Origin of the sequence: Microbacterium sp. che218 (assembly GCF_040436305.1) — a bacterium.
Lineage (GTDB): Bacteria > Actinomycetota > Actinomycetes > Actinomycetales > Microbacteriaceae > Microbacterium > Microbacterium algihabitans.
This window is the reverse complement of sequence record NZ_AP031501.1, coordinates 727,960-742,890: the sequence shown is the minus strand read 5'-3', so window position 1 is coordinate 742,890 and position 14,931 is coordinate 727,960. Positions and strand designations below refer to the sequence as shown.

Annotated in this window: 14 protein-coding genes; 8 read left to right on the top strand and 6 right to left on the bottom strand. The window is 70.7% G+C overall.

What is annotated here, in order from left to right:
• The first annotated feature begins 137 nt into the window (after window positions 1–137).
• Together ABXS86_RS03530 and ABXS86_RS03525 are read left to right on the top strand one after the other, a co-directional pair.
• Window positions 138–920: an ABC transporter ATP-binding protein gene (locus ABXS86_RS03530; RefSeq protein WP_251507425.1), complete on the top strand. Its 783-nt coding sequence runs from the start codon at window positions 138–140 to the stop codon at window positions 918–920.
• 147 nt (window positions 921–1,067) lie between these two features.
• Window positions 1,068–1,319 (top strand): type B 50S ribosomal protein L31, encoded by a 252-nt coding sequence (locus ABXS86_RS03525; protein WP_055837630.1) that lies wholly within the window; start codon window positions 1,068–1,070, stop codon window positions 1,317–1,319.
• A gap of 248 nt (window positions 1,320–1,567) precedes the next feature.
• Here ABXS86_RS03525 and ABXS86_RS03520 read toward each other — a convergent pair whose 3' ends face one another.
• Entirely contained in the window at window positions 1,568–2,374 is an 807-nt protein-coding gene (locus ABXS86_RS03520; RefSeq protein ID WP_353665640.1) for a carbon-nitrogen hydrolase family protein, read from the bottom strand.
• 48 nt (window positions 2,375–2,422) lie between these two features.
• Between ABXS86_RS03520 and ABXS86_RS03515 the strand changes: the two genes are divergently transcribed.
• On the top strand, window positions 2,423–3,154 hold the full coding sequence (locus ABXS86_RS03515) for a GNAT family N-acetyltransferase (RefSeq protein ID WP_353665639.1): 732 nt from the start codon (window positions 2,423–2,425) through the stop codon (window positions 3,152–3,154).
• Window positions 3,155–3,505: 351 nt separating this feature from the next.
• Here ABXS86_RS03515 and ABXS86_RS03510 read toward each other — a convergent pair whose 3' ends face one another.
• Complete coding sequence (locus ABXS86_RS03510) at window positions 3,506–5,347, bottom strand: HNH endonuclease signature motif containing protein (protein ID WP_353665638.1); 1,842 nt, start codon at window positions 5,345–5,347, stop codon at window positions 3,506–3,508.
• A 483-nt stretch (window positions 5,348–5,830) separates the two neighbouring features.
• Window positions 5,831–6,565 carry an exonuclease domain-containing protein gene (locus tag ABXS86_RS03505; protein ID WP_353665637.1) on the bottom strand — a complete coding sequence of 245 codons (735 nt, stop codon included), beginning with the start codon at window positions 6,563–6,565 and terminating at the stop codon, window positions 5,831–5,833.
• 255 nt (window positions 6,566–6,820) lie between these two features.
• Here ABXS86_RS03505 and ABXS86_RS03500 point away from each other — a divergent pair, with 255 nt between their 5' ends.
• Window positions 6,821–7,699 (top strand): alpha/beta fold hydrolase, encoded by an 879-nt coding sequence (locus ABXS86_RS03500; protein WP_353665636.1) that lies wholly within the window; start codon window positions 6,821–6,823, stop codon window positions 7,697–7,699.
• Between the two features lie 290 nt (window positions 7,700–7,989).
• Here the strand turns inward: ABXS86_RS03500 and ABXS86_RS03495 are convergent, their stop codons facing one another.
• Window positions 7,990–8,499 (bottom strand): GNAT family N-acetyltransferase, encoded by a 510-nt coding sequence (locus tag ABXS86_RS03495; RefSeq protein ID WP_353665635.1) that lies wholly within the window; start codon window positions 8,497–8,499, stop codon window positions 7,990–7,992.
• Between the two features lie 172 nt (window positions 8,500–8,671).
• A complete protein-coding gene (locus tag ABXS86_RS03490) occupies window positions 8,672–9,277 on the bottom strand; it encodes a CGNR zinc finger domain-containing protein (protein WP_353665634.1) in 606 nt (201 codons plus the stop codon).
• A gap of 71 nt (window positions 9,278–9,348) precedes the next feature.
• Here ABXS86_RS03490 and ABXS86_RS03485 point away from each other — a divergent pair, with 71 nt between their 5' ends.
• The gene (locus ABXS86_RS03485; protein WP_353665633.1) at window positions 9,349–10,341 is read left to right on the top strand and encodes an EamA family transporter; all 993 of its coding nucleotides are present in this window, start codon (window positions 9,349–9,351) and stop codon (window positions 10,339–10,341) included.
• A gap of 142 nt (window positions 10,342–10,483) precedes the next feature.
• Here the strand turns inward: ABXS86_RS03485 and ABXS86_RS03480 are convergent, their stop codons facing one another.
• Window positions 10,484–10,957, bottom strand: a complete 474-nt coding sequence (locus tag ABXS86_RS03480; RefSeq protein WP_307210855.1) for an Lrp/AsnC family transcriptional regulator — start codon at window positions 10,955–10,957, stop codon at window positions 10,484–10,486.
• A gap of 171 nt (window positions 10,958–11,128) precedes the next feature.
• Here ABXS86_RS03480 and pdhA point away from each other — a divergent pair, with 171 nt between their 5' ends.
• The 3 genes from pdhA to ABXS86_RS03465 all read left to right on the top strand — a co-directional run bounded on the left by pdhA (window position 11,129) and on the right by ABXS86_RS03465 (window position 14,815).
• Window positions 11,129–12,268 carry a pyruvate dehydrogenase (acetyl-transferring) E1 component subunit alpha gene (gene pdhA, locus ABXS86_RS03475; protein WP_409988237.1) on the top strand — a complete coding sequence of 380 codons (1,140 nt, stop codon included), beginning with the start codon at window positions 11,129–11,131 and terminating at the stop codon, window positions 12,266–12,268.
• A gap of 76 nt (window positions 12,269–12,344) precedes the next feature.
• A complete protein-coding gene (locus ABXS86_RS03470) occupies window positions 12,345–13,388 on the top strand; it encodes an alpha-ketoacid dehydrogenase subunit beta (RefSeq protein ID WP_353665631.1) in 1,044 nt (347 codons plus the stop codon).
• A complete protein-coding gene (locus ABXS86_RS03465; RefSeq protein WP_353665630.1) occupies window positions 13,385–14,815 on the top strand; it encodes a dihydrolipoamide acetyltransferase family protein in 1,431 nt (476 codons plus the stop codon). The genes ABXS86_RS03470 and ABXS86_RS03465 overlap by 4 nt, the downstream gene beginning before the upstream one ends.
• Window positions 14,816–14,931: the final 116 nt, after the last annotated feature.

Sequence of the window (14,931 nt, the reverse complement as noted above, 5' to 3'; positions counted from 1 at the left end):
TCTCCGCGCGGCGCGCCACGACGATCGGGGTAGGTCTCGGGGATCGCCGCGCACGACTCGCGCGGGGGCGCTCCGGCACTCTCCACAGGGGCCGCGTGGCATCCGGGAGCCCCTGTCTCGGACAGTAGGCTAGAGCCATGCCCCAGGTGCTCGAGTTCTCCGACGTCGTCGTCCGCCGGAACGCGCGGGACATCGTGTCCCACCTCGACTGGGAGGTGTCGGACGACCAGCGTTGGGTCGTGCTCGGGCCGAACGGCGCCGGCAAGACGACGGTGCTCCAGCTCGCTGACACCCTGCTGCACCCCACGTCTGGTTCGGTGACGATCCTCGGGGAGCGTCTCGGTCGCACCGACGTGTTCGAGCTGCGTCCGCGCATCGGTTTCGCCTCGTCGGCGATGGCGCGTCGCGTGCCGCCGGAAGAGACGGTGCTCGACGTCGTGCTGACGGCCGCGTTCTCGGTCGTGGGTCGCTGGCGTGAGGACTACGACGACATCGACGAGCGTCGTGCGCTGCGCGTGCTCGCCGAGTGGAAGCTCGACCACCTCGCCGACCGCACCTTCGGCACCCTCAGCGACGGCGAGCAGAAGCGCGTGCAGATCGCTCGAGCGGTCATGACCGACCCCGAGCTGCTGCTGCTCGACGAGCCCACCGCGAGCCTCGACCTGGGTGCGCGCGAGGAGCTGCTCACCCTGCTGTCGGGCTACGCGCAGGCGCCGACCACCCCCGCGATGGTGATGGTGACCCACCACGTGGAGGAGATCCCGGTTGGGTTCACGCACGTGCTGCTGCTGCGCGACGGCGAGGTCGTGGCATCCGGTCCTCTCGAGGAGGCCCTCACGGCCGAGAACCTCACGAAGACGTTCGGGCTCGAGATCTCGCTGTCGCGCGAAGCCGGGCGGTACGCGGCGCGCGCGGTCTGAGGCGCTTCGCCTCGAGGCGTCGGGCGAGTCGGCGCCCTCGTGTCAGGGCAGTGCTTCGGCCTGATAGACTCTGACGTTGGTGCCTTCGGCGCCGCAGACTTTGACGTCCTGGCAGAATCCAGGACACCACTTCTCAAAGGACCTCCCATGCAGACTGACATTCACCCCACGTACAAGGCCGTCGTCTTCCGCGACCTCGGTTCGGGCGACACCTTCCTCACCCGTTCGACCGTCTCGAGCGACAAGACGATCGAGCTCGACGGCGTGGAGTACCCCGTCATCGACGTGGAGATCTCGTCCGCTTCGCACCCCTTCTACACGGGCAAGCAGCGCATCATGGACTCCGCCGGTCGCGTCGAGAAGTTCAACCAGCGCTTCAAGAACTTCGGCGGTCGTTGATCCGCAGCGGTTCTCGCAGCGAAAGCCCCTCGTCCTTCGGGACGGGGGGCTTTCGCTTTTCCGGGTTGGTGGGTGCGTCGGGTGCGCGCGGGGCGTCGGGCTCGGCGGCGCGGTGCAGCTGACGGAGGGCGCGGGGTGGCGCGGTCTCGCATCCTTCAGGGTCCGTCCTGGCGATGAGCGCCGGTCATGATCGACTGCGCCCGCTGCCCCGTCGCCGCGTGTGTGGCGAAATGAATGCGCTTCCGCCCTCACACCCTTGGCGTGAGCTTTCCCGCGCTCTCGCATTTTCCGAGGTCATCGCGACGGTCTCGCCACATGCGCTGCTCGGCGCGCGCGTCGGCGACGACGGCAGGGTCGATGTCGGCGATCGCGATCCCCTCGCGACCTTCGACGTGCGCGATGCGGCGGCCGAGCGGGTCGAAGACGGCGGAACCGCCGATGAAATCGCTGGGCGCGCCCACGAGTCCGCTGAAGACGACGTACATGCCGTTGTCGAGGGCTCGCGAGGCGTAGTGCAGGTCGCGTCGCCGCGCGCCCCCGGGGAAGTAGGCGCCGCTGTTCACGTACACGAGAGCGCCGGATGCCGCGGCGGCGGCCGCATGCTCCGGGAAGTTCGCGTCGTAACAGACCGATAACGCCACGCGGACGCCCTTCACCTCGAACGAGAAGCCCCGCTCGCCGGCGTCGAAGATCTCGCGTTCGGGGGCGTGGAGGTGCTGTTTGGCGTAGGCGGCGAACGGAGCACGTCCGGGAGCGAACACCACGTCGGTGAGGGTCCGTCTGCCGCTCGACTGCAGGGCGGTGTTCACGATGGCGATGACACCGGTCTCGTCGACGATGCGTCGGAGAGGATCCTGCCACTGCGGGTCGTCGAGGTCGGGAAGGGGCGCCGCGAAAACCTCGTCGGTGTAGCCGGTGAGGAACGCTTCGGGGAACACCACCACATCGGCATCCGCGTCCGCCGCTTCGGCGATGAGGTGCGTCGCTCGCGAGACGTTGTGGAGCAGGGCTCCGGGGCGGGCTTCGGCCTGCACGGTGGCGATGCGGACGGTCACCGGATCATTGTGGCAGGGCATCGGGCAGGGGCGTGAGGCCGTAGGTGGGTGGTGGGGCGAGTGGTCGGAGGTGGGTGGTGGGGCGTGTGGTCGGCGTCTGCGCCGGACTGGTTAGCTGGAGCGGTGGAGTTGCAGCGGTGCCGGACGGCGGAGGAGATCGCGGAGGTCGAGGCCTTTCTGCGCGAGGCGGATCTGACCGTGGCCGGCCTCGCTGCGCCGACGGTACGCCTCTGGGTCGAGCGCGAGGGCGTCGACGGGGAGGGGACCGGTGCCGTTGGTGCGGGTCAGGTTGGCGCTGTTCGGGTTGGTGCTGGTCGGACTGGCGGAGGTGGGGTCGGCGCCGGTGGGGTCGGCGCGGGTCAGGTCGGTGCCGGTCAGGCTGGCGCCGAGGAGGTTGGCTTTGGTCGTGTTGGTGCTGGTCGAGCTGGCGCCGATCGGGCTGGTGCCGGTCGGATTCTCGGCAGCACGGGATGGGAAGTCAGCGCGGACGGGAGGCATGTGTTGATAAGGAGCGTCGCCGTCGCCCCGGAGCGACGATCGATGGGCCACGGCCGCGCATTGGCCGTCTTCGCTCTCGAGCGCGCAGCCGCCGAGGGTGCGCACACGGCCTGGCTCTTCAGCCGTCGGTCGGGAGGCTTCTGGCAGAACCTCGGGTTCGTGCCCGCGGATCGGGACGAGCTCGCGAGCGTTCTCGCGGATACGCATCAGGTGCAGATGTTCCGTCGGACGGGGCAATTGGAGCGGGAAGTCGCCTGGCGGCGGTCGCTGCAGGCGGAATGAGCCGACCTGGCGGGTTTGGAGACGGATGCCGGTGCGGGCCCCACCATGAGTGCGGGAGTGCTCGATCGGGGCCGTGGTGCACGCGTAGGGATGCGGGTGCAGGGTCCGATCATGAGTGCGGGAGTGCTCGATGGGGCGTGGTGCATATGTCGGACATGCCCCTTCGAACTCGGCGCTGTGGGCTCGGCGCTGTGGGCACGACGCTGTGGGCACGACGCTGTGGGCTCGACACTGTCGGCTCGACCGGGTGGGCTCGACGCTGTGGGCTCGCCCGTGTGGGCTCCACCGGGTGGACCCGACGCACCGGGCTCGACCGCGGGCGTGAGCTTTCCCCGGATCCGGCCGTGAGTCCTAGAACGGCGGCGGATCCGCGTCGAAGATCTCGCCCCGGGGCGAACGCCAGGTCAGGTCACCGTCGGGTGCTGCGGACGGCTCCCACAGCGTTTCGTGTCTTAGTCGATGGTGATGGCGGCACTTCGGGTCGAGGTTGTCTTCGTCGGTCGTTCCGCCTTCGGCCCACGCCGTGCGGTGATCGATGTCGCATTCGCGCGCGGCGCGATTGCATCCGGGGAAGACGCACGTGGGGCGCGTCACGCCGAGCCAACGACGAAGCGCGAGCGGCACTCGGTAGGTCTTGCGGTCGAGAGCGAGGGGCGCGCCGGTTACGGGGTCGGTGAGCAGACGGATCCACGAGGTCGCATTGCCGGCGAGGCGCCGGGCCGTGTCGAGATCGATGGGGCCGTAACCCTCCAAAGTGGCGGGTTCGTCGGATGCGCCGAGCAGCGTCAGCGCGGGGACGGTGACGATCACCGTTGCGGGAGGCGTGGAACGCGGTGCGGTGGTGGCGGGTGGCGAAGCGACCCGGGGCGAAGAGACCGGGCCCGAAGAAACCGGGGGCGAATCGACCGGGGGCGAATCGACCGGCGGTGCATCGACCGGGGACCAAGCGACGTGCGGCGAAGAGACCGCGGGCTGGGGCGACATCGAGGCCCCTGTCGACGGGGAGTCCGGGGTGGCGGCCTCCGCTCGCGCCGGATCGGGTGCGTCGGAGGAGACCGTCGCGACGAGATCGGCCAGAGCATCGGCGCGCAGCTGAGCGAGAGTGCGGTCTTCGTCGGGGAGATTGCGGAGAGAGCGAGCCACTCCGTCAAGGCGCGCCATGACGGCACGAGCCCGATCGGCAGGGAGGAGGGCGCTGAGCGAGGCCATGCCGTCGAGTTCAGCGGACATCCAGACGCCGCGATCTGCCGCGGCGCGACGATGGCGCTCTTCGAGGGACTCCGCGTGGACGCGCTCGCGGATGACGCGCGCCGCGACGGCGAACTTCGCGGGTGTGAGCACCACGGCTCGCTCGCAGACCTGCTCATCGAAACGCTGCAACGGCTCGGGCTCGTCGGGCAGGGACGACGCCAGTCGAGCGACCTCGACCGCGTGGCGCTCCGAGATCCGCCCTTCGCTGAACTCCCGCCAGACGGCAGGCGTGCGCTCGTCGAGGGTGCGGGCGTGCGCCGCGCGCGTGCGGACGGTCTGCTCGGACAGACGGAGACGCACGGCGATCTCGGCGACGGCGGCGCGTTCGGCCATGTCCGCGCGATCGCGACGAACGGCGCGAATGGTGCGCCGACGTGCGTCGTTCCACGAGGGGTCTCGGGTCGGATCGGGTCCCGCCCAGTGAGTGGGGTCTTCGGCAGCCGCCTGCAGGATGGACGCGATGAGCCGGTACTCCTCTGCGGTCGCCCGTTGGCGCAGCAGCGCGACGGCCTTCAGCCGATGGAGAGGGGCATCGACGTCGCCGTCATCGGCATCAGCGGACAGAAACTCGTCGAACGGATCGACGGCGTTCTGCCGGGCGGTCTCGCTCGACGCCTCGCCGGGGACTTCCGACAGAGCGTCCGCGATATCCGCCCACTCGGACGCGGGCGAGCCGCCGACGAGGAGCGGAATGACCACACCGTTCACGGCGCAGGGGGCGTCGTCGTCGGCATCCGCCCACCATTCGACCTCGGGTGCTGCGCTGAGCGCGTCAGCGAGGTGCGTGGGCTGATCGTAGGGCCACCAGTCGACGTCTGCGGACTCACGTATCGCCGCCCATCGGGCCTCGACCTCGAGCTCGTCGTCGCTGGGCCAGGGCGCACCGTCGCTCTCGCGGAACACCGGTCGCGGCCGGTCTTCGGAAGGGGCGGTGCTGGTCATGGAAGAACGGTATCGGGGACCTCCGACATTGGGTTCGTGGTCGGGAGAAGTCCAGGCCAGAAGCGGTATCGGGGACGGGAAGTGGCCATGAGCCACCGACCTTGAGAGTCAGGCTGAATCAGCGGCAGGGACGCTCGGCAGGGTCGGACAGGCCCGGACGATCGCGGGAGGGGTCGGCCCGACGCGGTCGACCGGCGGGTCGAGTCGGGGTCGCGTTCTGGATCGGCCGGACGCGGTCCACGGGGGAGTTGATTCGGGGTCGCGTAGTGGTCTACTCGACGCGGCCAACCGGGGGAGTCGAGTCGAGGTCGCGCAGGAGCTCCGCCAGACACCGTCGACTGGGCAGCCTCACGAGATCAGGGCCCTGACCGCTCACGGCGCCACTGACGCTTCATCGAGAAGGGAGCGGTGGGCAGGTCCGTCGTGGTCCCGCTCAGCGCATGAGGCAACTGCTCGCGTCGCAGAAATCCCGGCCAGCACCACTCAGCGGATCGGCCACGCTCCGTCGACCGGGGGAGCCGTGGCATCCAAGCGCCCGATCTTGATGAAGTACTCGGTGAGGCTCGCCGCCTGCGCGCGGGCCCACCCGATCTGGCGGGTGTGGAGTTCGTCGAGAGTGGACGGCATCCAGGGGCCGAACTTCTCGGCCAGCGCGAGGGCGAGCCGACCCGCCGCGACGGCATCGGCACAGGCCTCGTGCGCCGACTCGAGCGGCACCGAATAGTGCTCGGCGACGACCGACAGCGTGCGCTTTCCGCGCCGATAGCGGTCGTACGTCTTGTCGACGACCAGCGGATCGATGACCGGCGACGGGGCGGCGATTGGCTCGACGCCGTGCCGGATTGCCTCGTTCTTCAACAGCGAGAAGTCGAACGGCGCGTTGTAGGCGACGACCGGGATCCCCGCCGCGAACAGCGCTGACAGCGCCTCGACGACCTCGCTCACCACGCGCGGCGCCGGGGCGCCCTCGGCGCGAGCGCGTTCCGTGCTGATGCCGTGGATGGCGGCCGCCCCGGGTGGGATCTCGACACCCGGATCGGCCAGCCAGTCTCGGGCGTCGACGACGTGTCCGTCGACGTCGAGCACGCCGACGTGCGCGGTGACGATGCGGTCGTTCTCGACGTCGATCCCGGTGGTCTCGAGGTCGAACACGCCGATGAGGCGCGCCCACTCGGGCGTCTGGAACAAGGGGAGCGGCTCGGCCTGCCACGTGGTCATGCGATCACGGTAGAGCGGGGTTCCGACATGGGCGCCCAGGCGCGCAGGCACCGGGGTCGATGGGGGAGGACACAGGCGGATGCCGCGGCTCGGTCGGGGGCCGGACCCGCGCTCGCGCGGGAGTGCGGAGCGGGTCTTTGCGGCGCGCGGGTGCGCGGACGTGGGGGTGCGGGCCGGACGCGTTCGCGCGGGGTGCGGAACGGGTCTCGTCGCAGCGTCCAGGTCGATGTCGGAACCCCCTCCTAGACTCGACCCATGCCGAATCCGTACGCCGAACTGCTCGCCGCGATCCCCGTCACGCGACGCGAGGCGCACGTGCTCGGCGGCACGACCGCGTACTGGGTCTACGGTGACGACTCCGCAGCGACGACGATCGTCGCGGTGCACGGCTTCCGCGGCGAGCACCACGGGCTCGATCCCGTCGTGGCGCACCTTCCCGGCATCCGGGTCATCTCGCCCGATCTTCCCGGGTTCGGCGAGACGGCCCCTCTCGTCGGACGCCCGCACGACCTCGACACCTACGCCGCGTGGCTGCGTGCCTTCGTCGAAGACGTCGCTCCGGATCCCGTGATCCTCGGGCACTCGTTCGGCTCGATCGTGTCGGCGGCCGCTGTCGCCGGAGGTCTCTCGACGCCCAGGCTGATTCTCGTCAACCCGATCGGAGCGCCCGCCCTCGAGGGACCGCGAGGCATTCTGACCCGGCTCGCCGTCTTCTACTACCTGGCCGGGGCGAAGCTGCCGCGCGCGATCGGCGAAGGGCTTCTGCGCAACGGACTCATCGTCCGAGTCATGAGCAACGCCATGGCGAAGACGCGCGACCCGCAGCTGCGACGGTTCGTGCACGAGCAGCACGACGAGTACTTCTCGCGGTTCGCCGACCGCGACGTGCTGCACGAGGCCTTCGTGACGAGCGTCTCGCACGACGTGCGCGAGTTCGCGCCGCGCATCGCGCAACCCACGCTGCTCATCGCCGCGCAGAAAGACGACATCACGCCGATCGAAGCGGAACGACAGCTCGCGACGCTGTTCCCGCGGGCCGAGCTCGTCGAGATCCCCGACGTCGGGCACCTCATCCATTACGAGACGCCGCAGGCGGCGGCGGCGGCGATTCGGGGGTTCGTGGGAGCGGAGTGAGTGGGGGCGGAGAGCCGGGCCGGGCAGTCGGCGCGGGGACTTGGGCCGGGCAGTCGGCGCGGGCAGTTGGGGCGGGAGTCGGGCCGGGGAGTCGGCGCGGGGACTTGGGCCGGGCAGTTGGGGCGGGAGCCGGGCCGGGGAGTCGGCGCGGGGACTTGGGCCGGGCAGTCGGCGCGGGCAGTTGGGGCGGGAGTCGGGCCGGGGAGTCGGCGCGGCGACTTGTGCCGGAGGGGTGCTCGGGCGCCGGCGAGAACCCGCCGGCGTGCGGGCAGAAGCGGGCTTTCGGCTCGCTACCGCGCCATGCGCAGTTCGACGATGCCGCCGATGTGGGCATCCTCGAACGACACCCCGTCTTCGCGGAAGCCGTGCCGTTCGTAGAACGTCCGCGCGCGCTGATTCGCGCTCGCGACCCACAGCTGAGCGGGACGGTCGGCGATGGCCCCCGTGAGCAGGGCGTGGCCGACACCGGAGCCGTGCTCCGCGGCCAGCAGGTAGATCGCGAAGAGGGTGAGATCGCGCGCCGGCTCGAATCCCTTCGTCGCGTCGGCGCCCTTCGAGGCTCCGGCGAGGGCGAATCCGACGATCCGCGCGTCGCGTTCGGCGACCACGATGGTCAGCGGGGGCGCGTCGGATCCGAGCATGAAGGCCCACGCCCCACGCCGGCGCTCGAGGGCGGCGTCGTCGAACATCTCGTCGGGCATGAGACCCGTGTAGGTCTCACGCCACGTGTCGACATGGACCGCGGCGATCGCGTCCGCATCGTCGAGGGTGGCCGGACGGACCGTCGCGGTGCTGCTCATGACTCGACCGTAGACGAGAGCGCGCGACGGCCGGGCGCCGACGGCGTCGAGACGGAGCGCCCGAGGGGAAGGTCGGGCGGGTTCTCGGCATCCGCCCACGATTCACACACCACGGCGCGGCGATCCATACGGCGAACGTCGGTCCGCACGCGATCGGTATCAGGTCGGCGAGTCACCCACCGGCAGGTGTCAACGCCGCACGAGAGGGGAAAGATCCCGAGGCCGGAGCCTCGGCCTTGCGACGACGATAGGCGTTGACGTTCATGCGGTTTCCGCAGTTGCCGGCGTCGCAGTAGCGTTTCGAGCCGTTCTTCGAGAAGTCGACGTAGACGCCCGCGCAGTCGTCCGCTTCGCAGACGCGAACGCGCGCGTATTCGTCCGCACGGATGACGTCGACGAACGCCAATGCCGACTCGACGAGGATGCGCGTCGCCAACGGGTCGGCCGGATCGCTCGCGTGGATGTGCCAGTCGAGCCCGTCGTGCCGCACCAACTGGGGGAGCGCCCGACCGTCGGCGAGCATGGCGTTCACGAGGGGCACCGCCCCGTCGCGATCCGTGCTCCACAGCTCGAGAAGGCGGGGGCGGATGCCGCGGACCGCCGCGAGTTCACGCGCGTCGCGCGTGCGCGACCCGGTGTAGCCGTGACGCTCGGTGAAGGCCTCGAGGGCCTCGACTTCCTCGAGGGTGTCGACGCCGCTGACATCGGTCTGCGGCAGGGTGTTGACCAGCTCGACGGCAGCGCGCAGCACCAGTTCGGTGTCACGGATGAAGACCATGTTGACTCCTGACAGGTGCGGGTCGTACTGTCACGAGTGTAAACGTTCTTCACTCCTGACAGCAGGCCCGTATGACCACGTCGTCCGTCACCCTTCCGCGCCCCACCCGACCCGGCTCCGGAGCCGTCACCGGGCTCGTGATCGCCGTCGCCTCCGCCCTGGCGTTCTCGTCGAGCGGCCCGTTCGTGAAGCCCCTGCTCGACGGGGGCTGGTCGCTCGGTGCGGTCCTGCTCGTGCGGATGGGGGTCGCGGCGATCCTGCTGTCGCCCGCGCTGATCCTCGCGATCCGCCGGCAGCGCGGCTTCATCCGCCGACACGGACTGCTCATCCTCGCCTTCGGCCTCACGGCCGTCGCCGGATGCCAGTTGTTCTACTTCGCCGCGATGCAGCGGATGCCGGTGGCCGTCGCCCTGCTCATCCAGTACATCGCGCCGGTGCTGCTCGTGCTCGCGGTCTGGGTGCGCACCCGCACGGCTCCGTCGAAGGCGGTGCTGATCGGCTCCGTCGTGGCGATGGTCGGCCTCGTGCTCGTGGTCGATATCAGCGGGGCGCGCTTCGACCTGTTGGGGACGATCTTCGCGCTGTGCGCCGCCGTGTGCGCGGCCGCCTACTTCGTCATCGCCGGGCGCGCGGGCGACGACCTCCCGCCGCTCGCTCTCGCCGCGGGAGGCCTGATCACCGGAACCGTGCTGATGGGCATCCTCGTCGCCACCGGGATCCTGCCCTTCGCCGCGCCCTCGATCACGGTGTCGCTCGCGGGGCTCGAGGTTCCCGGCATCCTGCCCCTACTCTGGGTGGGCGGCGTCGCCACCACCGTCGGTTACGCGCTCGGGGTGATCGCGGTGCCGCTCATCGGCTCGCGCCTCGCGTCGTTCGTCGGGCTCAGCGAAGTGCTGTTCGCCCTCGGGTTCGCCTGGCTGCTGCTCGGCGAGACGCCCGCCCCCGTGCAGTTCGTCGGCGGTGCGCTGATCCTGGTCGGCGTGGTGCTCGTGCGGCTCGACGCCGGCGGCGCGGTCGAGGAGAAGACCGAGACGGCGAGCATCCCGGTGGTGCCGGCGCCGTAGGCCGGCGCGGGTTCCGGTCCCTTCGGCAGGCTCAGGGACCTCGCGGGCTCTGGGGCTTTCGGTTCGCAGGTGGCTGAGCCTGTCGAAGCCACCGGTCTCTCAGGGGTTCCGGTCCCTTCGACAGGCTCAGGGACCTCGCGGGCTAGTTCTCCTCGCGCGCCAGCTGCATCAGCGGGCCCACGCGGTAGCCGATCACTTCGCCCATCACCAGCGACGTCTCGGTGCGCTCGACGCCCTCGATCGCGAGGATGCGCGCATCGGTGTCGAACAGGTGCTGAGTGTCACGGCACGCGACGCGCACGAGCAGGTCGACCTGACCGCTCAGCCCGTGCGCCTGCAGCACCTCGGGAACCTGGGCCAGTTCTTCGCGGATGATCGGCAGCTCGGCCTGGCGCACGGTCACCTGCAGGAACGCCTCGATCGGAAAGCCCAGCGCCTCCGCCGACAGCGTCCGCTCGTACGACAGGAACACCCCACCGCGTTCGAGGCGGCTCATTCGCGCCTGAACGGTGTTGCGCGAGAGGCCGAGCTTCTCGGCGAGCGCGACGACGGTGGCGCGCGGATCGGCGGACAGGGCGCGGAGGAGGTCGAGGTCGACCGCGTCGAGCTTGCTCATGCTGCGAAACATTAGCAGCGCCGGGGTCGTCCGCAATGCGCACTGTGCTCAATATGACGACGAGGTCTTGAGCGGGGTGCATTCCGCGCGTACGGTCGGCCACGTCGGCGCTGTTGCCGACACCCGGATCGCCCCGGCTCTCACGAGGAGCCACGGGCCGCACCTGGAGGGATGACGATGACGTACACCCAGACGCGAGACTCTTCGACCGGAAGAGCCGACGACCACGACTCCCAGGACGACGTCGACGACGTCCTCCGCCTGCTCGAGCCGGACGGCACTCGTGTCGCCGACGCCGAGCTCGATCCCTGGATCGCCGACCTCTCGCCGCACGAACTCCGCGCCCTCCACCGCGACATGGTGCTCACCCGTCGTCTCGACGCCGAGGGCGTCGCCCTGCAGCGCCAGGGCCAGCTCGCCCTGTGGGCGCCCTGCCGCGGCCAGGAGGCCGTGCAGGTCGGCACCGCCCAGGCGATGGCTCCCGGTGACTTCGCCTTCCCCAGCTACCGCGAGCACGGCGTGCTGCTCGCCCGCGGCGCCAAGCCCGAGGGCTACGTGCTCGCCTGGCGCGGCGAAGAGCACTCCGCCTACGACCACGCCTCGATCAACGTCGCCCCGCCCCAGATCATCATCGGCGCCCACTCTCTGCACGCGACGGGCTGGGCCATGGGTGCTCAGCGCGACGGCTCGACCGATGTGGCCGTCGCCTATTTCGGCGACGGCGCCACCAGCCAGGGCGACGTCAACGAGGCGATGGTGTTCGCCTCGTCGTACGGCGCCCCCGTGGTGTTCGTGTGCTCGAACAACCAGTGGGCCATCTCCGAGCCCGTCACCGTGCAGGCCAAGTACCCCATCGCGGGCCGTGCGCCGGGGTTCGGCATCCCGAGCCTCCGCATCGACGGCAACGACGCCCTCACCTGCGTCGCCGCCATGCGCTGGGCCCTCGACCGTGCCCGCCGCGGCGAAGGACCCTCGTTCATCGAGGCCGTGACCTACCGCATGGGTCCGCACACCACGAGCGACGACCCCACCCGCTACCGCGACGCCGACGAGGTCGAGCGGTGGGCCGGTCGCGACCCGATCGCGCGCCTTGAGGCGTACCTGCGGGCCGAGGGCATGCTCGACGACGGAGGGCTCGACGAGGTGGCTCGGGCCGCCGACGCCCTCGCCGCCGACGTGCGCGCCGCGTGCATCGGCGCGACCACGCGTGCTCCCGAGACGATCTTCGACAACGTCTACGCGGAGCCGCACGCCGGCCTCGCCCGGCAGAAGGCGGAGTACAGCGAGTACCTGGCGGGGTTCGAGAAATGACCGCCCTCACTCTCGGCTCCGCGATCAACGCGGCAGTGCCCGAAGCTCCCCACAGCGACGAGAACGAGATGTCGCGATGACCGCCCTCACTCTCGGTTCCGCGATCAACGCGGGCCTGTCGAAGGCACTCGAGAACGACGACAAAGTCCTGCTCATGGGCGAGGACATCGGCAAGCTCGGCGGCGTCTTCCGCGTCACCGACGGCCTGCAGAAGCGCTTCGGCGCGCAGCGCGTCGTCGACACCCCGCTCGCCGAGGCCGGCATCGTCGGCACCGCGGTGGGTCTCGCCCTGCGCGGCTACCGGCCCGTCGTCGAGATCCAGTTCGACGGCTTCGTCTACCCCGCGTTCGACCAGATCGTCTGCCAGGTCGCCAAGCTGCACTACCGCAGCAATGGTCGCATCCGGATGCCGCTGGTCATCCGCATCCCGTGGGCCGGGGGCGTGGGCGCGGCCGAGCACCACTCCGAGTCGCCCGAGGCGTACTTCGTGCACACCGCCGGACTCCGCGTGATCGCGGCCTCGAACCCGCAGGACGCGTACGTCATGCTGCAGCAGGCGATCGCCTCCGACGACCCGGTGATCTTCTTCGAGCCCAAGCGCCTGTACCACTCGAAGGGCGAGGTCGATCTCGACGCCGACCTCGCCGACGCTCCGCCGATGCATCTCGCGCGCGTTGCCCGTGAGGGCACGGATGCCACGATCGTCACCTACGGCGCCCAGGTGCGCACGGCCCTCGACGCCGCCGTCGCCGCCGAAGACGACGGGATCTCGCTCGAGGTCATCGACCTGCGCTCGCTCTCGCCGATCGACATGAACACCGTCGCGGCATCCGTCCGCAAGACCGGACGCGTCGTCGTCACGCACGAGGCCGCGCGCGAAGCGGGAGTCGGCGCGGAGCTCATCGCGAGCATCACCGAGGAGTGCTTCCACTACCTCGAGACGCCGCCGCGGCGCGTCACCGGGCACGACATCCCCTATCCGCCCTCGAAGCTCGAGAAGCACCACGTGCCCGATCTGGACCGGATCCTGCACGCGGTGGATCTGGTGCTGGATCGAGATGTCACGAGTGGTGCGGTCGGGAGCGCGAGCGCGTCGACCGCAGAGGGGGCCCAGAGATGATCGCCGAGTTCCTGCTTCCCGACCTCGGCGAGGGGCTTCCCGAGGCCGAGATCGTGCAGTGGCATGTGGCCGAGGGTGACACCGTCACCCTCAACCAGACGATCGCCGAGGTCGAGACGGCGAAGGCGATCGTCGAGATCCCCTCGCCGTACGCCGGCACCGTGCAGGGTCTGCACGCGGCGGCCGGAGACGTCGTCGAGGTCGGCTCACCCCTGGTGTCGTTCGACCTCGGCGGAACGGATGCCGGCACCCCGGCGGCCCCCTCTGCTGAGGCGACTCGAGAGGCCGGGGCCGGCGTCGCCGTCGAGACGATCGCCGAGGCGCCGCTCGAGGCCCCCGCCGACGACATCGCCGCCCGCGCGACCCCGAACCTCGTCGGGTACGGCGCCGCCCCGGCATCCGGCAACCGTCCGAAGCGACGGGCCCGAGGCGGTGGGACCGCGGTGATCGACTCCGACCACGCCGTGCGCGAGGCCGCTCCCCACGACGTCGTCAAGACCGGTCCGATCGACCTGCCCCTCGAGCGTCCGCGCTCGACCCCGCCGGTGCGCAAGCTCGCGAAAGACCTCGGGGTCGACCTCGTGCTGGTCGCCGCAGCCCACCCGGGTGAGATGGTCACGCGCGGCCACGTCGAGGAGTTCGCCGCGCGCACTCCGGCGATGCCTGAGGTCACGGCATCCGCCCCTGCTCCGACGTCGACGGTTTCCCCGGCCGGCCGGTCCGGCGACCGGGTGACACGCACGCCGATCCGCGGGGTGCGCAAGCACACGGCCGCGGCGATGGTGCAGAGCGCGTTCACGGCCCCGCACGCGACGACGTTCCTCACCCTCGACGTCACCGCGACCACGGAGTTGCTCGCGTCGCTCAAAACCGACCGCGCGCTCGACGGGCACCGTATCGGCGTGCTCGCGATCGTCGCGAAGGCCGTGTGCCTCGCGCTCGGGCGCACTCGCGCGCTCAACGCCAAGTGGGACGAAGCGGCGGGTGAGATCGTCGAGCACCACTACGTGAACCTGGGGATCGCCGCCGCGACCGACCGCGGTCTCGTGGTTCCCGTGATCCCGGATGCCGACCGGCTCGACCTCGTCGACCTCGCCGACGCGATCGCCGAGCTCGCCGCGACGGCCCGCGTCGGACGCACTGCTCCTGCCGCGATGACCGGCGGAACGTTCTCGATCACCAACGTCGGCGTGTTCGGCGTCGATGCCGGAACGCCCATCCTGAATCCCGGCGAAGCGGGCATCCTCGCGGTCGGCGCTCTGCGGCGAACGCCGTGGGAACACCACGGCGAGATCGCCCTGCGCGACGTGCTCACCCTCAGCCTCTCGTTCGACCACCGGCTGGTCGACGGGGCCGAGGCGGCGCGATTCCTCACCGACGTCGCCGGCGTGCTGCGCGAGCCCGGGCGCGCGATGCTGCTGCGCTGAGCGACCCGCGGCGCCGTTGTCGTCGCGCGGTGAACGGACGGGGTGCCGGGGGAGTGGTCGCCCTCGGCACCTTTGTTCTGCCGCGGTCGCGGGGCGGGCGCCTCGCTGGGCGCCGG